This is a genomic window from Sulfitobacter sp. G5_S2_6_S6, assembly GCF_054968505.1.
Genome location: NZ_JBQKUI010000002.1, coordinates 94409 through 114372 on the forward strand (window position 1 = coordinate 94409; position 19964 = coordinate 114372).

The window sequence follows — 19964 nt, forward strand, 5'->3', positions numbered from 1 at the left end:
GCCCTATGGCCTTTAGAACGGTGCCTTGGCGCGAATCTTGGTCGAATGTCCGCCCTGAGGATGGTTGAACCGCAGCTCCTCTGAATGGAGCATCAGGCGCGGATACGCCAACGCGGGCCCCGTGGCGTAAAACGGATCGCCCAGAATCGGATGGCCGAGGCTCAGCATATGCACCCGCAGCTGATGGCTGCGCCCTGTCTTGGGGCTAAGGCGCACCCGCGCGGTGTCGCCTTCGTCTTTCAGCACACGCCAGTCGGTTTGTGCGGGTTTACCCGTTTCATGGCAGACCATCTGGCGCGGGCGGTTCGGCCAATCCACGATCAGCGGCAGATCGATGGTGCCGGTCTTTTCCTGCGGCACCCCCCAGACCCGCGCGACATAGGTCTTGCGTGTCATCCTCTTTTCAAACTGCAATCCCAGATGGCGCTGCGCATGGGGCGTCAGCGCAAAGATCATCACGCCCGAGGTGTCTCGATCCAGACGATGCACCAGTAGCGCGTCCGGAAATGCATCCTGCACCCGCGCGATGAGACAATCGGCCAGATGCGGCCCCTTGCCCGGCACCGACAGCAAGCCCGCGGGCTTGTCGACCAGCAACACTTCGGCGTCTTCATGCAGGACAACCAGCGGATCTTGGGGCGGATTATATTCTGTTTCCATAAGTGTCCGTCTCAGAGTTAGGGTAGGTTTTCAAGCCAATCTGTACCAAAGGACCCGGAATGCATCCTACTATTACCAAGATGATTGATGTTGTCGCCAAGGGGGATTCGGAAAAGATCGCCCCGCTGCTGGCGGAAGACGTCACCTTCATGCCGCCGACATATTACAAGACCTGGACCGGCCGCGCCCCTGTGGCAGCGGTTCTGGGGCACGTCGGCAATGTCTTTAGCGATTTCAAATACCGCCGGATCATGGGGGAAGGGACAGATTGGGCGCTGGAGTTCCAGTGCAAGATCGGGGATCTGGATGCCGTTGGCGTCGATCTGATCACCTTGGGTGACGACGGTCTGATCGCCAAATTCGAGGTGGTGATGCGCCCCTATAAATCCATCGGTGCCCTACGTGAGGCGATGAACGCACGGGTGATGAAGGATCCCAGCTTCCTCGCCTTCAAGGACGCGCTGTCCTGAGCGAATGATATAATGATCGAGGGGCGCGACATGTCTGCGCCCCTCCTATCCCCTTGTCACGCCGGTTTGTGCCGCATCTGCCGGAACAGCGAGATCGAATAGATCACCAGCGCACCCCAGATCAGCGGAAAGGCAATCATGCGCGCCCGCCCAAAGGGTTCGTCAAACACCAGCACAGCGCAAAGGAAGATCATCGTCGGCGCGATATACTGCAAGATACCGATGGTCGACAGCCGCAGCCGCTTGGCTCCGTTGGCGTAAAAGATCAACGGCACCGCCGTGACCACGCCGCAGCCCACCAGCATCCACGTATTAAACGGCACGCCCTGACCAAAGTGGTTTTGCCCCGTCATAATCAGGTAAACCAGATAAGCCAGCGCAGGGGCGAGCAGGATCAGGACCTCAAGCAGGAAACCCTGGTTCGGCCCGATCGGCAGCCGCTTTTTCGCCAGCGCATACAGGCCGAAGGTGAATGTCAGGCTCAGCGCGACCCAAGGGAAGCGACCGGAATCGAGCGTCAGGATCGCGACGGCGACGGCTGCCAGCCCGATTGCCGCAAGCTGAAGTCTCGACAGACGCTCCCCCAGCAGCAGCGCCCCCAGCAGGATGCTGAACAACGGGTTGATGTAATAGCCCAAGGCCGCGTCCAGCGCATGACCCGAATTCACCGCCCAGATGTAGATGCCCCAGTTGACCGAGATCAGCGTCGCCGTGACACAGCCCATCGCCAAGGTGCGCGGCGACCGGAACGCCTCGCGCAGGGTGGCGGTGCGCCCCAGAAGGATCAGCACCAATGCGCCCACGGGCACAGACCAGATGACCCGGTGCACGACAATCTCTGCCGCGGGAATATGGGCGATGGCCTTCATGTACAGCGGCAGAAACCCCCAAAGACCATAGGCCCCGATCGCAAAGGCAAGCCCTTGGGGCGTGTCCTCGGGCGGGGCGGGCTGGGTGTTGGATAGGGTATCTGGGTTGCGCATATCGTGTCTCCTTGGGGTCTGCTTACGCCCGCAGGACCGCAGGGACCAGAGGGAAAGACTGACCCAAGGGCACTTGCCCCACAGGCGCGCGGATCAGTTCTTGATCACCCCTTAGGCATCGGCGTATGCGCGCTGCCCAACAGCACCCCGTAGATGATAAAGCTGACCGCCATCACGCGGCGGAACCAGACGTTGAACACCGCCCCCAAGGCAGCCCGCCCCAGCCCCGCCCCAAGCGCGGTAAACCCGGTATAGCTGGCCGCGGTCAGGGTCAGCGCCGTCGGCACGATCACGATCATCTGGTCCCAGATCGGGACATCCGGCTGCACGAACTGGCTGAAGGCCGCAAGATATCCGGCGACCGATTTGGGGTTGATCGTCGCAATCGCAAAGGCACGCCAATAGACCGACGCGGCGGGGCGATCCTCCATCACCACTGGCTTGCCCGCCAGGACCAGCCCGCGCACGCCCAGATAGATCAGAAACCCGGCCCCGATCATCTTGGCCACAAAGAACCCCGTGGCCGAGGCCGTCAGCAGCGCCGTCACGCCAATCGCTGACAGCGCCAGAAACAGCGAGGCCTGCGTCAGGATCGCCAGCACCCCGACCATCGCCCGCGCAAAGCCCAGGTTCATCCCGTTGCTGATACAGTTCACCGCGTTCGGCCCCGGCGTGGTGACAAACACCACCCAGAACAGGGCAAACACGAGCCAAGCGTCAAAGCTCATGACATTTCCTTTGATCGACGGGCAGGATCACCGGCCTAGACGTTTGCGAAAACGGATTTCAGAATCGCGGCGAGTTCATCGGCGTCGGTCTGGTCAAACGCGGCGGGCTGGTTGCTGTCGATATCAAAGACACCCAGCAGCTCTCCGGTGCCGTTCCAAACGGGCAGGACCAGTTCAGACCGCGTGGAGGACGCGCAGGCGATGTGGCCCGGAAAGGCATCCACATCCGCAACCAGCTGCGTTTCGCCGGTGCGCGCGGCAGCACCGCACACCCCACGCGCGAAGGGGATCACCAGACAGCCATGCCCGCCCTGATAGGGCCCGATCTTAAGCAGCTCTGGCGCGGTCACACGGTAGAACCCCGTCCAGTCAAAGCGGTCGTCGGCGTGGTGCACCTCGCAGGCGACGGTGGCCATCAGCGCCACGCTGTCGGTTTCGCCGTCGGTCAAAGCGTGGAGGGTTTTGGAGAGGGTAGGATAGTCAACGCGCATAAAAGTGCCTTTTGTTACTGTCGGACCGGGGGGCTGTCTGCCCCCCGACCCCCGAGGATTTAGTCCATTTGGAAAATCAGGGACGTTCGATCGCAATCGCGGTGCCTTCACCGCCACCAATGCAGATCGCCGCGATGCCCCGTTTTAGCCCGCGCTTTTCCAGTGCGTTCAGCAGGGTCACGATAATACGTGCGCCAGAGGCCCCGATGGGGTGGCCAAGCGCACAGGCACCGCCGTTCACGTTCACGATGTCATGGGACAGCCCCATTTCATGCATGAAGGCCAGTGGCACGACGGCAAAGGCCTCGTTCACTTCCCACAGATCAACGTCGTCTTTCTGCCAGCCCAACCGGTCCAGCAGTTTCTGCGCCGCCGGTACGGGCGCGGTAGTGAAAAGCCCCGGTGCCTGCGCGTGACTGGCGTGGCCGAGGATATGCGCGCGGACATTCAACCCTTGGGATTTGGCGGCGGTTTCAGATGCCAGCACCAATGCCGCCGCCCCGTCCGAGATGGAAGACGCATTCGCCGCCGTGACTGTGCCGCCCTCGCGGAAGGCGGGTTTGAGTTCGGGGATCTTCTCGGGCCGTGCGTTGCCGGGCTGTTCATCCGCCGAGATGGTGACCGACCCTTTACGCGATTTCAGATCAACCGCTGCGATCTCGCCATCGAACGCGCCGCTGCTTTGCGCGTCGAGCGCGCGGGACAGGGAGGCCAGCGCATAGTCATCCTGCACGGCGCGGGTGAATTGAAATGTCTCGGCGCAGTCTTCGGCAAAGGTGCCCATCAGCCGGCCCTTGTCATAGGCGTCTTCCAACCCGTCAAGGAACATGTGATCGATCACCTGACCGTGCCCCAACCGCGCGCCGCCGCGCATTTTCGGCAGCACATAGGGCGCATTTGTCATGCTCTCCATCCCGCCGGCGATCATGGTATCGGTCTGACCCAAGGCGATCTGGTCGAAGGCGATCATCGCCGCCTTCATCCCCGAGCCGCACATCTTGTTCAGCGTTGTCGCCGGCACCTCTTCGCCCAGACCTGCCTTGAAGCCGGCCTGACGCGCGGGGGCTTGGCCCTGCCCTGCGGGCAACACACAGCCCATCAGCACCTCGTCCACGGTATTGGTGCCGGCACCGTCCAGCGCCGCCTTGATCGCATGCCCCCCCAGATCGGCCGCGGTCAGATCGGCAAAAGCCCCCTGAAACCCGCCCATCGGCGTCCGCGCAGCCCCTGCTATCACGACTTTTTCCATTTCGTCCCCTCCCCGGGAAATGATCATCTTTTGGTAAGGTATCGGCGCTATGTCTTCTGGCGTCCGGGACACCTTGGAGATGACCATATGAAACTCTCAACCAGAACAGAAGGGCAGCTGCACATCATATCCGTGATGGAAGACCGTATTGATGCCGCCGTTGCCCGCGCCTTTAAAGAAGCCATGCGGGATATGATCGAAGATGGGCCACCTGTGGTTATTCTGGATCTGGGGCAGGTGAACTTTATTGATTCCAGCGGGCTTGGCGCGGTGGTGGCGACGTTGAAACTTCTGTTACCGGACCGCAGCCTCACGCTGGCGGGGCTGACGCCCTCGGTTGATCGGGTGTTTCGATTGACGCGGATGGACAGCGTTTTTCCCCTTTTCCCGACCTTGGACGCCGCATTGGCCGCGCAGGTGCCCGCATGAGCGCCCCGAACCGGAACGAAGGCACAGTCGGTCAGGCGGATACCCCCTATGGGTTCGAGGTGACGTTGGAAGCCTCTGCCGATGCGGTACGCGCGGCCCTTGGACATATCCGCACAGAACTGGCCGATCGGGGGCTATCGCAAGAAAACCTCGAGATTGTGGAACTGGTGCTGGCCGAGACGTTGAATAACGTGGTTGAACACGCTTATGCCGGATTGCCCCAAGCGGGGCTAATCGGGGTGCGCGGGGCCTATGCGCCTGATGACTTGCGGTTTCGCATCACCGATCTGGGCAAACCGATGCCGGGGTTCACCCTACCCCCGGGTGAAGCATTCGATGTGCTGAAACTTGCAGACGAACTGCCCGAAGGGGGATTCGGCTGGAGCCTGATCCGGTTGCTGAGCTGCGAGCTGGAATATTCGCGCACCGGTGATATGAACCTGCTGGCGCTGCGCATTCCGCTTGCCGCGGGGTAAGCTGGGTACGGGCGGCAGCCACTAGGGGGGGCCTTTGCGGCCAAGGGTTAAGTGTTGGTCACCTTTGGGGCAGCTTGAAGCAACGCTCCGCAATAGCGCCTCAAAGGTTTCATAATTCCGCCCAGCTTTGCGGGCAACGTCGGTTCTGTAGCTGCATATGGCTTCCCTCGGCGTTGCGTTTTAATAGCCCCCACCCAGTACGCAACGCCGAGGCACATTTACTGTGCCCAGCTCCCCTTTATGTACCCAGCTCCCCTTTAAGTGCCCAACTGCCCTTTAGTGATTGCCCGCCCGTCCTGCACCGCGCTACGTTCAGCCCGATGACAGCAACCTGAGGCCAATGACATGCGCGACTTTCACCTTCCCGGACGATCCCCCGTTCTGGCGAGCAATGGCATGTGTGCCACGTCCCATCCTTTGGCCGCAAAGACCGCTGTCGATATTCTTGAGCGGGGCGGCAACGCGATGGATGCCGCGATTGCCGGTGCCGTGCTGCTGGGGATTTGCGAGCCGCAGATGACCGGAATCGGCGGGGATTGCTTTGTGCTGTACTCGCCAGCGGGCAGCGACGAAGTGCACGCGCTGAACGGATCGGGCCGCGCCCCTGCTGCGTTGGATGCCGCCCATTTGCGGGACGCTGGTGAAAAGACGGTACCGCTGCGCAGCGCCCATGCCGTGACCATTCCCGGCGCGATCGACGCGTTTTGCCACCTGTCCGACACCATCGGCACCATGGGTCTGGACACGATTCTTGCCCCTGCGATCCGCTATGCCGAAGAAGGCGTGCCCGTCGCGGCACGTGTCGCCTTTGATTGGGGTAATGATGCGGGCACCTTGCAGGGGGCCGCACGCGATTTCTATCTGACCGGCGGCGAGGCCCCAAAGACCGGCGACATCTTCCGCGCCCCCGGTCAGGCCGAAGTCCTGCGTCGCATCGCCAAGGACGGACGCGATGCCTTCTATACCGGTGAGGTGGCCGAAGATATCGTCGCCTCTCTCAATGCGATGGGGGGCAAGCACACGGCAGAGGATTTTGCCGCCACCGCTTGCACCCCCGGTGAGCCCCTTGCCTCCACTTATCAGGGCGTTGAGGTGCTGGAACATGCGCCGAACGGTCAGGGGGCCACGGCACTGTTAATGATGAACATGCTGTCGCATTTCGACATTGCATCCATGGATCCTTGGGGCGCGGAGCGTGTGCATATCGAGGCGGAAACCGCCAAGCTGGCGTACGATGCGCGCAATCGTTTTCTGGCGGACCCGGACCATACCGCACGTCTGGCCCATATGCTTGCGCCCGAAACGGCGCAGGAGCTGGCGGCGTTGATCGACCCGAAGAAAGCCATGCCCGACCCCGTCGCCCTGTCAGAGGCGGTGCATAAGGATACGATCTATATCACCGTGGTGGACAAGGATGGGATGTCCGTGTCGTTGATCTATTCGATCTTCCACGGTTTCGGGTCGGGCATCGCGTCGGATAAATTCGGTATCCTGCTGCAGAACCGCGGTGCTGGTTTCACCCTTGACCAAGGGCACGCGAACGAGCTGAAGGGCGGCAAGCGGCCGATGCATACGATCATTCCGGGGATGATCAAACGCGACGGTAAGGTGATCATGCCGTTTGGCGTGATGGGCGGGGCCTACCAGCCCAATGGCCACGCGCGGTTTGTCTCTAACCTGACGGATTTCGGGCTAGACCCTCAGGCCGCCATCGACGCCCCCCGCGCGTTTTCCGACAATGGCATCCTCAGGGTCGAACGCGGCTATAGCGATGCGGTCCGTGCCGAGCTGGCCGAGATGGGGCATAAGGTCGAAATTCCGGCCACAGCCATCGGCGGCGCGCAGGCGATCCAGCTGCATGACAACGGTTTGCTGGAGGGGGCGAGCGACGCACGCAAGGATGGGTGTGCTCTCGGCTATTGAAAAAGGGTGGCAGGGCGCGGGTCACCCACGCTTTGCCTCAGTTCAGTTGGAAGTGCAGCGGATAGGCCCCATCGGTGAACGGGCCGAAGAGGTCGGGGATATCGGGATGGTCCACAGGTTCGCCCGAGTAATCGGCCACGAGGTTCTGCTCGGACACATAGGCCACGTAATAGCTTTGTTCGTTTTCGGCCAGCAGGTGATAATAGGGCTGGTCTTTCTCGGGGCGGCTGTCTTCCGGAATAGCCTCGTACCATTCTTCGGTATTGGCAAATTCGGGGTCCACGTCAAAAATCACCCCTCGGAAGGGATGTTTTTTGTGCCGGACGATCTGGCCCAAGTGGTATTTCGCGCGCGTTCTTATCATAACATCGGTGCACCTACCGTTCGTTCGTAGTCCCTTCAAGGGGCTTTTGTCCAATCCTGCGACGCGTAACCAAGGAAACAGTTTGTGAACCTCGTCCTGACAGTGCTTGAAATTGTGGCTCCTGTGTTCCTGCTCGCGGGGATCGGCTTTGCCTGGGTAAAGCTGGGGTTCGAGTATCGCATCCAGTTTGTGACCCAGCTGGCGATGACCCTATCGGTGCCCTGCCTGATTTTCGTGTCGCTGATGACAACGCAGATCGACCCCGCCGCGCTGAGCGCTTTGTCACTGGCGACAGTGGCGGCCTATGGCGGGGTGACGCTGCTGGCTGCGGTGATCGTGCGCGTGTTTGGGTTGAACCGGCGGACGTATTTGGCCCCGATGATCTTCGGGAATACCGGCAATCTGGGTCTGCCGCTCGCGCTTTTTGCCTTTGGCGACACGGGGTTGGGTTACGCCGTTGTGGTCTTTGCAATTATGGCCATCTGGTCGTTCACCTTTGGCATCTGGCTGGTGGCGGGGTCTGGCTCCTTTGGGAAAGTCATCCGTGAACCGCTGGTCTGGGGCACGGCATTGGGCGCATTGTTTCTGGTGCAAGGCTGGGAAACGCCGGTGTTTCTGACCAATACGCTGTCCCTGCTCGGTCAGATGGCGATCCCGATTATGCTGATCACATTGGGCGTTGCCGTGGCTCGGCTGTCCCCCGGCGGGATCGGGCGCGCAGTGGTGTTGTCGCTGATCAAGCTTGCGATCTGCATCGGTATCGCCGCCTTGGCGGGCTGGTTCTTTGACCTTGATAAAATCGCTTTTGGCGTGCTGGTCTTACAGGTCGCAACACCGGTGGCGGTGACATCCTACCTGCTGGCAGAGAAATACGGTGCGGATGCGCAGTCTGTCGCGGGGCTGGTTGTCGTCTCTACCGTGCTATCGGTTGCCGCTTTACCGCTTATGCTGGGGTTTCTGCTGTAATTTCTGGTGGGCGTCGGCAGGGCAATCTGATAAACTAAATGTAATAAAAACACGATAAAAGCGAGAGGCCGATGAGCAGAACCTTTTGCGCCCTGATAATTGCTGTGCTTTTGGCATCATGTAGTGGCGGTCCGACCAGTGCCCCACGAGACCTTGATAACGCATGTGCGATTCTCAAAGAGCGCCCAGAATATTACCGCGCATTCCGTGCAGCTGAACGCCGTTGGGGCGTGCCTGTCCATGTGCAGATGGCGACGATCCATCAGGAAAGCAAATTCATCGCGGACGCCCGTACGCCGTTCCGCTATGTCATCGGCGTGATCCCCATGGGCCGCCAGTCAAGCGCCTTTGGCTACAGCCAGGCGCTTGATGCGACATGGGATGAATATCTGGCCGAAGCTGGCGGTTTCCGCGCCAAGCGCGACCGGATCAACGACGCGTCGGATTTCATGGGGTGGTACATGAACAAGAGCCGCGACAAGAACGGCATCCCCCTGCATGACGCGGAAAACCAGTATCTGGCCTATCACGAAGGCAACACAGGCTATGCGCGCCAAAGCTATAATTCGAAACCCTGGCTGGTCGCCGTGGCCCGCAAGGTGCGCGCGCGCTCCGATATGTACCAGCAGCAGATTGCAGGGTGTCGCCTGTCACGTTGGTAAGCTGACCAACACAGGACAAAGAAAGGGGCCCCGAACGTATGTTCGAGGCCCTTTTCCCTTAGCGGTTCACCTGACCGGGGCTGCCGACGTCAAACAGTTTGTTGGGCAGGCTGCCGCCCTTCTGCAGGTCGCCCAGAACCACGGTGGTCTTGGTGCCGTTGCCGTCGTTGATGATCCACTGACGCAGCTCGACCGGGTTGCCGGTGAACTTCAGCTCGATATTGCCATACTCAGGATGCGCGGGGTCTTGGGCGCGCACGGTGGTCGCGGTGCCGTCATAGTTATGACCCGTCACCATCTTGGCCTGACCAAGGTTCACATTCGCGGCCAGAATGATCGACAGCGGCGTTTTGGACAGCGGGTATGTCTCTGCCGGTTGGTTGGATTTCTTGTCGTAGATCACAACCGTATTGCTGCCCGCCACGACAATCCCCGAATCCGGCGCGTTGTATTCAAAGCGCACTTTGCCCGGACGTTTGATGTAGATCGTGCCGGTGCTGATCGAGCCGTCGTCGTTGATCTGGGTGAATTCGCCCTTGGCGGTTTTCAGATCGTTAAGATAGCCGGAAATCGCGTTCAGCGGCAGTTTGTCGGCGGCGGCGGGCATTACAGCTGCCAGCCCCAGACCAATGGCCAGAACGGTGGTGGTAACAAAACGCATCATAGTCTTCCTATTCTTATTCCAGTGCCTTGCCTTCGACATAGGGCTTCGCGTCATGATATACGATATCACGCAGCAGGATATCGCCTAACACGCCCGAAATGCAAAAGGGGCTGGCCTGTTCCCAAGCCAACCCCCGGCGTCGCAATGACGTTCCGATTATTTTTGCGCGCTACCCCTGCTCTGGTATCAGGATCTCGCGCTTGCCCACGTGGTTGGCTGGCGAAACAAGGCCCGCGTCCTCCATCTGTTCGACCAGACGCGCGGCTTTGTTATAGCCGATGCCCAGTTTCCGCTGGATGTAGGACGTCGAACACTTGCGGTCTTTTGCAACGATCGCCACGGCCGTGTCATATTGCGCGTCTTCGCTGTCGGTATTGCCGCCCAGACCCAGAACCGCGTCGATGTTCCCCTCTTGGTCATCGGATGGCCCTTCGACCACACCCGACACATAATCAGGTTCACCATAGGCCTTGAGGTGGTTCACGATCTCTTCGACCTCTTCGTCGCTGACAAAGGGACCGTGGCAGCGCACGATCTTGGACCCGCCCGCCATGTAGAGCATGTCACCCATGCCAAGGAGCTGTTCGGCTCCCATCTCGCCCAGGATCGTACGGCTGTCGATCTTGGAGGTCACCTGGAAGGAAATCCGCGTCGGGAAGTTCGCCTTGATCGTGCCGGTGATGACATCGACCGAAGGACGCTGTGTCGCCATGATCAGGTGAATACCCGAGGCCCGCGCCATCTGTGCCAGACGCTGGATGCAGGCTTCGATCTCTTTGCCCGCGACCATCATCAGATCGGCCATCTCGTCCACGACCACGACGATATAGGGCAGCGCTTCGGGCTTGAATTCATCCGTCTCGAAAATCGGCTCGCCCGTATCCTCGTCAAAGCCGGTCTGGACGGTGCGGCTGAACATCTCTCCCTTGGCCAGGGCCTCGCGGACGCGACCGTTATAGCCTTCGATGTTGCGCACGCCCATCTTGGACATCTTGCGATAGCGCTCTTCCATCTCGCCAACGGTCCACTTCAGCGCGACAACGGCCTTTTTCGGGTCGGTCACAACGGGGGACAGCAGATGCGGGATGCCGTCATAGACCGACAGTTCCAGCATCTTGGGGTCGATCATGATCATCCGGCATTCTTCCGGCGTCAGCTTGTACAGCAGCGACAGGATCATTGTGTTGATCGCCACAGATTTACCCGAACCGGTGGTCCCCGCGATCAGCAGGTGAGGCATCTTGGCAAGGTTCGCGACCACAGGGTCACCGCCAATGTCTTTGCCCAAGGCCAGCGGCAGACGCATGGTGCTGTCGCCGAAATCACGCGCGGCTAGGATTTCGCGCAGCACGACCTTCTCGCGGTTCTCGTTAGGTAGTTCGATGCCAATCACGCTGCGACCCGGCACGGTGGACACACGTGCCGACAATGCCGCCATAGAGCGCGCGATATCGTCCGCCAGACCGATCACACGGCTCGCCTTGAGGCCCGGTGCCGGTTCCAGCTCGTACATGGTGACAACGGGGCCCGGACGGACGGCGACGATTTCACCCTTCACGCCATAGTCATCCAGCACGTTTTCCAGCATGCGCGCGTTCTCTTCCAGCGCGTCGTCGCTCAGGTGCAGGCGTTCTACATTATCCGGGCTTTCCAGCAGGTTCAGCGGCGGCAGTTCAAATCCGGGGTGCGTGTCTTCAAAGGTCAACGCAGGCTGTGCCTCGGCCTGAGCCTGTTTGCTAGGCTGCACCGGCTTGCGCATCTGCGGCTGCACCACTTTGCGCGGCTGAGCCACGGGGATCTGCATGGCCGGTTCCCGCTCTGCCTCTTGCAGTGGCAGGTGGCTGTCGGTCATCGGTTCATCATCCAGAACCGCCATATCCGCGTCGTGATCCGGTTCGGAGGGGGTTAGCTCAAGCACGGGGCGCTCCGCGACCAAAGGTGCACGGCTTGCGGTTAATGGCGGCTCCGCCCGAGTAGGGGAGGGGGCCGGCGCACCGGTCAATGGCGGCTCTTCGCGGCGGGCACCACGGGCGCTGGTATCCAGCAGCAGCGGATCAGGGCCGCGGCCGCGACCACGGGTCAAGGGGGCGGTGGTGGCCGTATGCACAGCCCCGCCGGTGCGCACGCGGCTTTTGATCACATCGGCGATCTTGGATTTGATACGGTCGCTGCTGGGGGCTTCGTCCAGGTCGGGTTCAGCCCATGTCTCGACCAATTCAGGTTCGGGCAGCGGGTCGGCGCGTTTGACCAGCGTCGGCATCTTCGACAGGAGGCCGGTTTTTGGCGCAGGCGCAGGCGCGTCGCTATAGGTTAATTCGTCGTCATAGTATCCTTGGCTGGCCGCGAATTGCGCGTTCTCCTCGGCCTCGATCCGGTTGCGTTCGCGGCGTTCAAGCTGGCGGGCCTGAATGCCCTGCGCGGCGGCAACCGCCCCCGACGCACCCCGCCCCAGAAGGGTCATCAATCCGGCATAAGCCATGATCAGCCCGACCAGCATGAAGCGGAACAGACGTTGCAGTTCAAGTCGGGTGAAGCCGACAACAAAGGCACCAAAGGCAAGGATCGCCACGCCCATCAACAGCGACATCAGCTTGATCGTAAAGGTCGACCCGATCGGCAGGACGGTCAGGATCACGCCCATGACCGTGTCGCCAAAAAGCCCGCCCAGACCAAAGCTATGGGTTTGAAGCCAAGCCGCATCCGGCGTCAGCGTTGCCCCGTAGATCGAACACAAGGCGACAGCAATCGGGGCAAAGATCAAACGGCCCACGGCGCGTTCCTCGCCGCGGTGCAGGGCAAAGCGTGCGCCCCAGGCCAGCAGGATTGCCGCGACAGACCACGCGCCCCAGCCCACGATCATGAACAAAGGCGCGGCCAGCGACGCGCCCATGCGCCCCAGCCAGTTCTGCACCGGCGCATCGGTGGACACCATAAAGTTGGGATCATCAGGGGTGTAGCTGCCGATCATCATGGCGGCCATAAGGCCCAGGGCGATCAGCCCGAGGCCCAGCAGCTCCTTGCCGCGTTTTTCGATCGCTTCGGCCATGTTGGTGTCTAGCAAAGGGTCGCGCCCACGTGTCTGATATGCCATTGCTCTGATCCCTCGTCTTATTCTGGATAGAGACAGCGGCGGATCGCTTCGATCCCGCGCGTTGTCTCTTCTTTTGGGGCGACCATCGCCACCCGAATATATTGTTTCCCGGGGTTTTCGCCGTTCACGCTTTGCGCCAGATAGCCGCCCGGCAGCACCCGCACGCCGGTTTCACGCCAGAGTTTCAGCGCCGCAGCTTCGTCATCTTCCACCGGCAGCCACAAAAAGAACCCGGCCTCGGGGCTGTGGTACCCGGGGACGTTGCCGAGAATCCGGTCGGCGACCTCGTATTTCTCGATGTAAAGCGCGCGGTTCTCGGCCACATGGGCTTCGTCGTCCCAGACCGCAGCCGACGCCGCTTGCAACGGTAGCGGCAGCGGTGCACCGGCATAGTTCCGCAGCTGCTTGATCTCGCGCATGGTATTGGCACCCGACGCGACAAAGCCGGACCGCAGCCCGGGCAGGTTCGACCGTTTCGACAGCGAATGGAAAATCACCACACGATCCGGATCGGCCCCGACCTCTTGCGCCACTTGTAGCGCCCCGACGGGCGGCGTGTCGCGGTAGATCTCTGAATAGCATTCATCCGCGAAAATCTTGAAATCGTATTTTTCTGCCAGCGCGATCAGATCGGCCCAATACGCACGGGTGGCCACGGCCCCCTGCGGGTTGGCGGGCGAGCAGATATAGGCCGCAGTGGTCCGGTTCAGCACATCTTCGGGCAGGCTGGCAAAATCGGGCAGATGCCCTGTTTCGCGCGTGGCAGGCACCATCACCGGATCAGCGGCACCGGAAATCGCGGCGATCATATAGACCTGGTAGAACGGGTTCGGCATCAGAATGGCGGGCTTGCGGCCATTCTTCATCTCGGGACAGGTGGCCATGACGGCGTTATACAGCCCTTCGCGGGTGCCGTTCAGCGGCATCACCTGCGTGTCTGCATCCACATCCACACCGTAGCGCCGCTTGATCCATCCGGCAATCGCGCCGCGTAACTGGGGCGTGCCGTCGTTGGCCGGGTAGCTGTTAAATCCGGCAGCATTTTCGGCAATCACATCGGTGACCCATGCCGGAAAAGCATGTTTCGGCTCGCCAATCGTCATGTGGATCGGCGTGCCACCGCCTTCATGCGCATCAAGCAATGCGCGCAGGCGCGGCCACGCGTGGGCCGGAAGGTTCGAAAACCGCTCGGGGTACATCATTTCACTGCCTCGGGTTCGGGATCATTCACGCCCCGTTTGTTCCAGAGTACCCAAGGGCTTGCCCCGCGTCCAGACATTGCAGGACGCAGGGCAAGGTTTGTGTCATTTAGGCCAATGCCTCTTCGGCGGCTGCGGCAATGCGCAGCAGGTGCTCTTCGCCAAAGGGCTGGCCCATCAGCATGATCCCGCAGGATGGGGTGCCCGTGGGCAGGGTCACCGCCGCCAGCCCCATAAGATTCCCGATACGCGTGTTGCGCAGGGTCATGAGGTTGGCCGAGACGTAATAGTCATGCTCGGTTTCCAGCCGGTCCAGCTTGGGGGGCAACAGCGGGGCGGTGGGGATCAGCACCGCGTCATAGCCCGCCACAGCTTTCACATAGGCCGCGCGGATCTGGTCGATCTTGGCCCAGGCTGCCACATAATCGGGGCCGGAGTGGGATTTACCCAAGCGGAACCTTTCAAGGATTTCGCCGTACATCGCATCCGGGTTCGCCTCGATCACGTCGCGCCACAGGCCGTAGGCTTCGGCGGTGTAAAGGCATCCGCTCAGCGGCATCGCCTCTTTGATAGGGTCGAAATCGATGTCCTCGATCACCGCCCCCGCCTCCTTTAGCCGCGCAACGGCATCGTCGAAAGCCGCCGCGGGGGCGTCTTCGATATCGTCGAACGCCACCGTGCGCAGGATCGCAAAGCGACGCCCTTCGATGTCGGTGCTGCCCATGTCCATCGGCCTGGACCCTTCGGTGAGCGCCAGCAACAGGCTCGCATCCTCGACCGAGCGGCAAAGCGGGCCCACCGTGTCGAACTTGGCAGCCAGCGGCACGGTCCCCTCAAGCGACACACGGCCCGAGGTGGTTTTCAGCCCCACAAGATCGTTCCACGCGGCAGGCACCCGCACCGATCCGCCGGTATCCGACCCGATCGCCGCCGCCGCCAGACCGAAAGCGACAGAAGCCGCAGCCCCGGACGACGACCCGCCCGACACGGCAGCTTCATCGTTCACGCAAGGGGGGGTGGCGGTGCTGGGGTTATACCCGAGCCCCGAAAACGCCAGCTCGCTCATATGGGTCTTGCCCAGACAGACCAACCCCATCGCGGTGGCATTTGCCAACACGCGCGCGTCGCGGTCCGGCACGCGGTCTTTCAGCAGGGCGCTGCCCGCCTCTGTCGCGATCCCGGCGGTGTCGAATAGGTCTTTCCAGCTGATCGGCACCCCGTCCAGTGGCGACAAACGCTGCCCCGCGCGCGCGCGATCTCGCGCGGCACCGGCCTCGGCCCGGGCCCGTTCGGCGGTAACGCGGGCATAGATACGATCCCGCAGGGGGTGGGCGTCGATCGCGTCAAGATAGGTCTGGCACAGCACAACAGGGTCGATCTGGCCGTCCCCGATGCCCCGTCCCAGATCTGCGGCTGTCATGGTTAACCACTCTTGCATGTTGCTTCCTCGAATAATGCTTTGGAAAAGGGACGGTAGCGACGCCAGCGCGCATGGACAATCCCTGCTGCACGCCCATATCTAAAGCTATGGATTTTGATACAGATATCGCAATCGTCGGGGGGGGGCTGAATGGCCCGACACTTGCCTTGGCTTTGGCGCAGATCGGGCTGCGGGTCACGTTGATCGACAGGCTGCCCGCTGCCACGCGGGAAGATGCGGCGTTTGACGGGCGATCCTATGCGCTGGCGTTGACCTCGACACGGATGCTCGGGGCGCTCGGGATTTGGGATAATGTGAAACCCCACGCGCAACCGATGCTCGAGATCAAAGTGACGGACGGGCGCGCGGGCGAAGGCCCCTCCCCTTTCTTCATGCATTTCGATCACGCAGAGATCGAAGAAGGGCCGATGGGCCATATGGTCGAGGACCGCCACCTGCGCCGCGCCTTGGCAGAAGCCGTGAGCGCTGAGGCCCGCATCACGCGGCTGGACGGCGAAACGGTCATCGCGCAAGACGCCGCCCCGGCGGGCGTCACCCTGACACTGGAAGACGGTAAGACCCTGCGCACGCGTCTGGTTGTCGGCGCGGATGGTCGCGCCTCGGGCACCGCCACGCGGGCGGGGATCAAACGCATCGGCTGGGATTACGCGCAAACCGCGCTGGTCTGCGCCATCGCCCATGAAAAGCCGCATCACGGGGTCGCGCATCAGTTCTTTATGCCCCCCGGTCCGCTGGCGATCCTGCCGCTGACAGAAAACCGGTCCTCCATCGTCTGGAGCGAGACCGCCGCCAACGCAGCGCATATCCACGCGCTGCCGGATGAGGGATACCTCGACGTGCTTCGCCCGCGCTTTGGTGATTTTCTGGGCGAGATTTCCCTTGCCGGTGCGCGGTACACTTACCCGCTGAGCCTATCGCTGGCGCATTCGATGGTGGCACCGCGTGTCGCGCTGCTGGGGGATGCCGCACACGGGGTGCACCCGATTGCCGGTCAGGGGTTGAACGCTGGCATGCGCGATGTCGCCGCGCTAGCAGAGGTGATCGCTGATGCACAACGGCGCGGGCAGGATGTCGGGAGCACCACGGTGCTCGAGCAATATCAGCTGTGGCGTCGCTTTGATAACACCGCGCTGGCATTGGCGACGGACAGCTTCAACCGGTTGTTTTCCAACGACAACCCGCTGCTGCGTCTTGCACGTGATGTGGGGATGGCGGCAATTAACGCCCTGCCCGATGCCCGTCGCGGTTTCATGCGCGAGGCGGCGGGGCTGACGGGCACCCTGCCCCGTCTGATGCAGGGTAAGGCGCTTTAGGGCGCTATCCGCCCCGCCGTGTCAGTCGATAACCCGCGCTTCGTCCACCAGCATTACGGGGATACCGTTGCGGATCGGATAGGCAAGACCGGCCGCGTCCGAGATCAGCTCTTGCTTGTCGGCGTCATAGGTCAGCCGCATCTGCGTGCGGGGGCAAATCAGCGCCTCTAGCATGCGGCGGTCGAATGGTATCTCTTCGGCGTTCAATTCATCATCTCCCCTTCTTGGCCACCCCGCAGGGTGTATTCGATCAACGTCAGCAACGTCTCGCGTCGGGTAGAGAGGGATGGTGCCTCAAGCAAGGCCTGTTTGTCTTCGCAGTCAAGATCCAGCATCATCGACAGTGAATTGATCAACAGTTCATCGTCGGCCTCTTGCAACGTATCCCAATCTGCCGACAGGTTACGCGCGTCGAAGTAACGGCCAAGCGTGTTCAGGAAATTATCGCGGTCAAAACTGCTGTCCTGTTCATCCTTGCCAAGATCGCGTTCAAACCCGTCCCAGTTGACATCGCAACGGCGGTAGGGCGCGAAGCCTTCGACCTCTTTCACCACCCGAAAACGCGAGATCCCCGCGAGGGTGATCATATAGCGCCCGTCCTCTGTCTCGGAGAACTGGGTGATCCGCCCGGCGCAGCCGATGGTTTGCAGCCCCGGACCCTCGCGCCCCGGCACCACATTGGGCTGCACCATGCCGATCAACCGCCCCGGCGTTTTCAGACTGTCTTCGATCATCTGCAGATAGCGCGGTTCAAAGATATGCAGCGGCAACCGCGAGCGCGGCAGCAGCAATGCGCCCGACAACGGGAAGATCGCGATTGTGTCTGGCAGGTCCGATTGCTGTATCATGTAAGCATACCTAGGGCGCGCACAGCCTTATGCAAATATCATAGAGCTAAGTTTACGACGACCATTCAGCGCAATCGGATCGTTGGGTTTCAACGCCTCGAAAATGGTGAACAATTGCGTCTTGGCGGCCCCGTCATTCCATTCACGATCCTTGCCGAAAAGCGTCAGCAGTTGATCCACAGCGGCTTGCGTGTCGCCATGCGCATACAGCGCCTGCGCCAGATCGAAACGCGCCTGCATGTCATTAGGGTTGGCATCCACCGCCGCCTGAAGCTCTGCCACAGGGCCCGCGTCGGCTGCCTGTCGTGCCAGTTGAAGCTGCGCATGCGCGGCCTCAAGCTCGGGCGCTTTGGAGATTTCGATGGGTGCGCCGTTCAGATGCGCTTCGGCCTGATCAAGCTGATCCAACGCGATATAGGCGCGCACCATCCCGCTATAAGCACCGGCATGGTTCGGGTCTTCGCCCAGGATCGCGGCAAAAGTGTCCAGCGCGTCCTGCGCCGCCCCTTCGGCCAGCATGTCATCCGCAGCGGCCACGGCCTCTGACAGCTCTTCACCGGGGGCAGCGCCGCCGCCCGCTTTGATCACGCGGTCGATGAACGCCTTGATCTCGGACTGTGGCAGGGCCCCCTGAAACCCGTCAACCGGCTGGCCCTTGAAGAAAGCATAAACCGTCGGGATCGACTGGATCTGCAACTGGCCTGCGATCTGTTGGGCCTCGTCAACGTTGATCTTGACCATCTTGACCGCGCCTTTGGCCGCGCGCACCGCGTCTTCGAGCATCGGGCCAAGGGTCTTACACGGGCCGCACCACGGGGCCCAGAAATCGACAATCACCGGCACCGTTTGCGATGCCTCGACAACATCGGACATGAAGGTCGCTTCGCTCGTGTCTTTGATCAGATCGGCATCACCGGTACCGGCGGGGGAAAGGTTCAAATCCATCATATCAAAATCCTCGCTTGGGGTTGCCCTTTATATGAGGGCGCGTCTGTCTATTTCAAAGGTCGAATGTCGCAAAGACCGGCGCGTGGTCGCTGGGCTTTTCCCAACCACGGGCGTCGCGCAACACGCGGCTGGAATGTGCCGCGCCCGAGATATCGGGCGTTGCCCAGACGTGATCCAACCGGCGGCCCTTGTCTGCCGCATCCCAATCCTTGGCGCGGTAGGACCACCAGCTGTACAGGTTGCCTTGCGGGATATCCTGCCGCGTTACGTCAACAAAACCACCGGCGTCCTGCGTCTCGGCCAGCTTTTCGACCTCTATCGGTGTGTGGCTTACCACCTTGAGCAGCTTCTTGTGATCCCAGACGTCATCCTCGCGCGGTGCGATGTTCAGGTCGCCCACCAGAATGGATTTCTCGGGTTTGTCGCCGTGGAACCAGTCGCGCATGTCTGCCAGATAATCGAGCTTTTGGCCAAACTTCTCGTTCACCTCGCGGTCGGGCACGTCGCCGCCAGCGGGCACATAGAAGTTATGCACCGTCACCCCGTTTTCGAGCTTTGCCGCAACATGGCGCGCGTGGCCCAGCGTCGCAAAATCTTGATCACCGGCATCCTCCAAGGGCAGACGCGACAGGATTGCCACACCATTGTATCCTTTTTGCCCTCGCGCCACCATGTGGGTGTAGCCCGCTTCGATGAAGGCCGCGGTGGGGATTTTGTCGACCGGGCTTTTACATTCCTGCAAACACAGCACATCCGGCCCATGTTCAGCCAGCAGCTTGAGCACAATCGGTTCGCGCAACCGGACAGAGTTGATATTCCATGTGGCCAGCGTGAAAGGCATGAGGCAGCTCCCTTGGGTCAGATCGCGCGCACCCTACCGCGAAATGCGCAGCGTCCACCATGCCGAATTCCCGGGACTTCCGGGCTGCGGACAAAAAAAGACCGGGCACAAGGGCCCGGCCTAGTCCAACAGGGAGGTATGTATCATTTCCCGGATACAAACTTCGGGTTCAAACCGATCGACGGGTCATGAAAACCCCGTCTCTCGCAGGAATAACC

The 19964-nt window shown here is 61.3% G+C and carries 21 protein-coding genes; 7 read left to right on the forward strand and 14 right to left on the reverse strand.

The genetic code is table 11. From position 1 onward, the window contains the following. Positions 1 to 12: 12 nt before the first annotated feature. Positions 13 to 660, reverse strand: a complete 648-nt coding sequence (locus tag ACTRWK_RS04510) for an RluA family pseudouridine synthase (protein WP_005850315.1) — start codon at positions 658 to 660, stop codon at positions 13 to 15. A gap of 59 nt (positions 661 to 719) precedes the next feature. Here ACTRWK_RS04510 and ACTRWK_RS04515 point away from each other — a divergent pair, with 59 nt between their 5' ends. Further along, positions 720 to 1130: a nuclear transport factor 2 family protein gene (locus ACTRWK_RS04515; protein ID WP_037942746.1), complete on the forward strand. Its 411-nt coding sequence runs from the start codon at positions 720 to 722 to the stop codon at positions 1128 to 1130. 56 nt (positions 1131 to 1186) lie between these two features. On the opposite strand, the gene rarD is transcribed toward ACTRWK_RS04515, so the two are convergent. The 4 genes from rarD to ACTRWK_RS04535 form a co-directional block, all read right to left on the reverse strand. After that, positions 1187 to 2113: an EamA family transporter RarD gene (gene rarD, locus ACTRWK_RS04520; protein ID WP_037942744.1), complete on the reverse strand. Its 927-nt coding sequence runs from the start codon at positions 2111 to 2113 to the stop codon at positions 1187 to 1189. A 104-nt stretch (positions 2114 to 2217) separates the two neighbouring features. Continuing rightward, the gene (locus ACTRWK_RS04525; RefSeq protein WP_005850320.1) at positions 2218 to 2841 is read right to left on the reverse strand and encodes a LysE family translocator; all 624 of its coding nucleotides are present in this window, start codon (positions 2839 to 2841) and stop codon (positions 2218 to 2220) included. A gap of 35 nt (positions 2842 to 2876) precedes the next feature. Next, complete coding sequence (locus tag ACTRWK_RS04530) at positions 2877 to 3332, reverse strand: GAF domain-containing protein (protein WP_037942737.1); 456 nt, start codon at positions 3330 to 3332, stop codon at positions 2877 to 2879. Between the two features lie 76 nt (positions 3333 to 3408). Beyond that, complete coding sequence (locus ACTRWK_RS04535; protein ID WP_037942735.1) at positions 3409 to 4581, reverse strand: thiolase family protein; 1173 nt, start codon at positions 4579 to 4581, stop codon at positions 3409 to 3411. An 87-nt stretch (positions 4582 to 4668) separates the two neighbouring features. Between ACTRWK_RS04535 and ACTRWK_RS04540 the strand changes: the two genes are divergently transcribed. The 3 genes from ACTRWK_RS04540 to ACTRWK_RS04550 all read left to right on the forward strand — a co-directional run bounded on the left by ACTRWK_RS04540 (position 4669) and on the right by ACTRWK_RS04550 (position 7409). Further along, positions 4669 to 5010: an STAS domain-containing protein gene (locus tag ACTRWK_RS04540; protein ID WP_037942734.1), complete on the forward strand. Its 342-nt coding sequence runs from the start codon at positions 4669 to 4671 to the stop codon at positions 5008 to 5010. Then, positions 5007 to 5486: an ATP-binding protein gene (locus ACTRWK_RS04545; protein WP_037942732.1), complete on the forward strand. Its 480-nt coding sequence runs from the start codon at positions 5007 to 5009 to the stop codon at positions 5484 to 5486. The genes ACTRWK_RS04540 and ACTRWK_RS04545 overlap by 4 nt, the downstream gene beginning before the upstream one ends. 345 nt (positions 5487 to 5831) lie before the next feature. Next, positions 5832 to 7409, forward strand: a complete 1578-nt coding sequence (locus ACTRWK_RS04550) for a gamma-glutamyltransferase family protein (protein ID WP_037942728.1) — start codon at positions 5832 to 5834, stop codon at positions 7407 to 7409. A 37-nt stretch (positions 7410 to 7446) separates the two neighbouring features. On the opposite strand, the gene hspQ is transcribed toward ACTRWK_RS04550, so the two are convergent. Next, positions 7447 to 7773, reverse strand: a complete 327-nt coding sequence (gene hspQ, locus ACTRWK_RS04555; protein ID WP_005850331.1) for a heat shock protein HspQ — start codon at positions 7771 to 7773, stop codon at positions 7447 to 7449. Positions 7774 to 7857: 84 nt separating this feature from the next. Between hspQ and ACTRWK_RS04560 the strand changes: the two genes are divergently transcribed. Both ACTRWK_RS04560 and ACTRWK_RS04565 read left to right on the forward strand, forming a co-directional pair. Further along, positions 7858 to 8739, forward strand: a complete 882-nt coding sequence (locus ACTRWK_RS04560; protein WP_037942726.1) for an AEC family transporter — start codon at positions 7858 to 7860, stop codon at positions 8737 to 8739. A gap of 71 nt (positions 8740 to 8810) precedes the next feature. Then, entirely contained in the window at positions 8811 to 9401 is a 591-nt protein-coding gene (locus tag ACTRWK_RS04565; protein WP_174226590.1) for a transglycosylase SLT domain-containing protein, read from the forward strand. Positions 9402 to 9459: 58 nt separating this feature from the next. Here the strand turns inward: ACTRWK_RS04565 and ACTRWK_RS04570 are convergent, their stop codons facing one another. From ACTRWK_RS04570 to ACTRWK_RS04585, 4 genes are all read right to left on the reverse strand, one after another. Continuing rightward, positions 9460 to 10062, reverse strand: a complete 603-nt coding sequence (locus ACTRWK_RS04570) for a LolA family protein (RefSeq protein WP_005850339.1) — start codon at positions 10060 to 10062, stop codon at positions 9460 to 9462. Between the two features lie 172 nt (positions 10063 to 10234). Next, complete coding sequence (locus ACTRWK_RS04575) at positions 10235 to 13156, reverse strand: DNA translocase FtsK (protein ID WP_289081313.1); 2922 nt, start codon at positions 13154 to 13156, stop codon at positions 10235 to 10237. A 17-nt stretch (positions 13157 to 13173) separates the two neighbouring features. After that, positions 13174 to 14355, reverse strand: a complete 1182-nt coding sequence (locus ACTRWK_RS04580; protein WP_289081392.1) for an aminotransferase class I/II-fold pyridoxal phosphate-dependent enzyme — start codon at positions 14353 to 14355, stop codon at positions 13174 to 13176. Positions 14356 to 14464: 109 nt separating this feature from the next. After that, a complete protein-coding gene (locus ACTRWK_RS04585) occupies positions 14465 to 15793 on the reverse strand; it encodes an amidase (protein ID WP_289081314.1) in 1329 nt (442 codons plus the stop codon). An 89-nt stretch (positions 15794 to 15882) separates the two neighbouring features. Between ACTRWK_RS04585 and ACTRWK_RS04590 the strand changes: the two genes are divergently transcribed. Then, positions 15883 to 17109, forward strand: coding sequence for an FAD-dependent monooxygenase (locus tag ACTRWK_RS04590; RefSeq protein WP_289081315.1), 1227 nt, complete (start codon positions 15883 to 15885; stop codon positions 17107 to 17109). A gap of 21 nt (positions 17110 to 17130) precedes the next feature. On the opposite strand, the gene ACTRWK_RS04595 is transcribed toward ACTRWK_RS04590, so the two are convergent. Genes ACTRWK_RS04595 through ACTRWK_RS04610 form a run of 4 tightly spaced genes read right to left on the reverse strand, consistent with a single transcriptional unit; the run spans position 17131 to position 19746 of the window. Then, positions 17131 to 17283 (reverse strand): Trm112 family protein, encoded by a 153-nt coding sequence (locus ACTRWK_RS04595; RefSeq protein ID WP_180829218.1) that lies wholly within the window; start codon positions 17281 to 17283, stop codon positions 17131 to 17133. A gap of 29 nt (positions 17284 to 17312) precedes the next feature. After that, positions 17313 to 17957 (reverse strand): LON peptidase substrate-binding domain-containing protein, encoded by a 645-nt coding sequence (locus ACTRWK_RS04600; RefSeq protein ID WP_037942717.1) that lies wholly within the window; start codon positions 17955 to 17957, stop codon positions 17313 to 17315. Positions 17958 to 17984: 27 nt separating this feature from the next. Further along, positions 17985 to 18905, reverse strand: coding sequence for a thioredoxin (gene trxA / locus ACTRWK_RS04605; RefSeq protein ID WP_037942714.1), 921 nt, complete (start codon positions 18903 to 18905; stop codon positions 17985 to 17987). 52 nt (positions 18906 to 18957) lie between these two features. Then, positions 18958 to 19746, reverse strand: a complete 789-nt coding sequence (locus ACTRWK_RS04610; protein ID WP_037942712.1) for an exodeoxyribonuclease III — start codon at positions 19744 to 19746, stop codon at positions 18958 to 18960. Between the last annotated feature and the right edge of the window lie 218 nt (positions 19747 to 19964).

What these genes read in the sequence shown, in the direction of transcription:
- ACTRWK_RS04515 (WP_037942746.1), top strand. Translation starts at nt 720, where the DNA reads ATGCATCCTACTATTACCAAGATGATTGATGTTGTCGCCAAGGGGGAT.
- trxA (WP_037942714.1), bottom strand. Translation starts at nt 18,905, where the DNA reads ATGATGGATTTGAACCTTTCCCCCGCCGGTACCGGTGATGCCGATCTG.
- ACTRWK_RS04585 (WP_289081314.1), bottom strand. Translation starts at nt 15,793, where the DNA reads ATGCAAGAGTGGTTAACCATGACAGCCGCAGATCTGGGACGGGGCATC.
- ACTRWK_RS04565 (WP_174226590.1), top strand. Translation starts at nt 8,811, where the DNA reads ATGAGCAGAACCTTTTGCGCCCTGATAATTGCTGTGCTTTTGGCATCA.
- ACTRWK_RS04550 (WP_037942728.1), top strand. Translation starts at nt 5,832, where the DNA reads ATGCGCGACTTTCACCTTCCCGGACGATCCCCCGTTCTGGCGAGCAAT.
- ACTRWK_RS04610 (WP_037942712.1), bottom strand. Translation starts at nt 19,746, where the DNA reads ATGCCTTTCACGCTGGCCACATGGAATATCAACTCTGTCCGGTTGCGC.
- ACTRWK_RS04600 (WP_037942717.1), bottom strand. Translation starts at nt 17,957, where the DNA reads ATGATACAGCAATCGGACCTGCCAGACACAATCGCGATCTTCCCGTTG.
- rarD (WP_037942744.1), bottom strand. Translation starts at nt 2,113, where the DNA reads ATGCGCAACCCAGATACCCTATCCAACACCCAGCCCGCCCCGCCCGAG.
- ACTRWK_RS04535 (WP_037942735.1), bottom strand. Translation starts at nt 4,581, where the DNA reads ATGGAAAAAGTCGTGATAGCAGGGGCTGCGCGGACGCCGATGGGCGGG.
- ACTRWK_RS04530 (WP_037942737.1), bottom strand. Translation starts at nt 3,332, where the DNA reads ATGCGCGTTGACTATCCTACCCTCTCCAAAACCCTCCACGCTTTGACC.
- ACTRWK_RS04590 (WP_289081315.1), top strand. Translation starts at nt 15,883, where the DNA reads ATGGATTTTGATACAGATATCGCAATCGTCGGGGGGGGGCTGAATGGC.
- ACTRWK_RS04545 (WP_037942732.1), top strand. Translation starts at nt 5,007, where the DNA reads ATGAGCGCCCCGAACCGGAACGAAGGCACAGTCGGTCAGGCGGATACC.
- hspQ (WP_005850331.1), bottom strand. Translation starts at nt 7,773, where the DNA reads ATGATAAGAACGCGCGCGAAATACCACTTGGGCCAGATCGTCCGGCAC.
- ACTRWK_RS04510 (WP_005850315.1), bottom strand. Translation starts at nt 660, where the DNA reads ATGGAAACAGAATATAATCCGCCCCAAGATCCGCTGGTTGTCCTGCAT.
- ACTRWK_RS04595 (WP_180829218.1), bottom strand. Translation starts at nt 17,283, where the DNA reads ATGCTAGAGGCGCTGATTTGCCCCCGCACGCAGATGCGGCTGACCTAT.
- ACTRWK_RS04570 (WP_005850339.1), bottom strand. Translation starts at nt 10,062, where the DNA reads ATGCGTTTTGTTACCACCACCGTTCTGGCCATTGGTCTGGGGCTGGCA.
- ACTRWK_RS04580 (WP_289081392.1), bottom strand. Translation starts at nt 14,355, where the DNA reads ATGTACCCCGAGCGGTTTTCGAACCTTCCGGCCCACGCGTGGCCGCGC.
- ACTRWK_RS04540 (WP_037942734.1), top strand. Translation starts at nt 4,669, where the DNA reads ATGAAACTCTCAACCAGAACAGAAGGGCAGCTGCACATCATATCCGTG.
- ACTRWK_RS04525 (WP_005850320.1), bottom strand. Translation starts at nt 2,841, where the DNA reads ATGAGCTTTGACGCTTGGCTCGTGTTTGCCCTGTTCTGGGTGGTGTTT.
- ACTRWK_RS04575 (WP_289081313.1), bottom strand. Translation starts at nt 13,156, where the DNA reads ATGGCATATCAGACACGTGGGCGCGACCCTTTGCTAGACACCAACATG.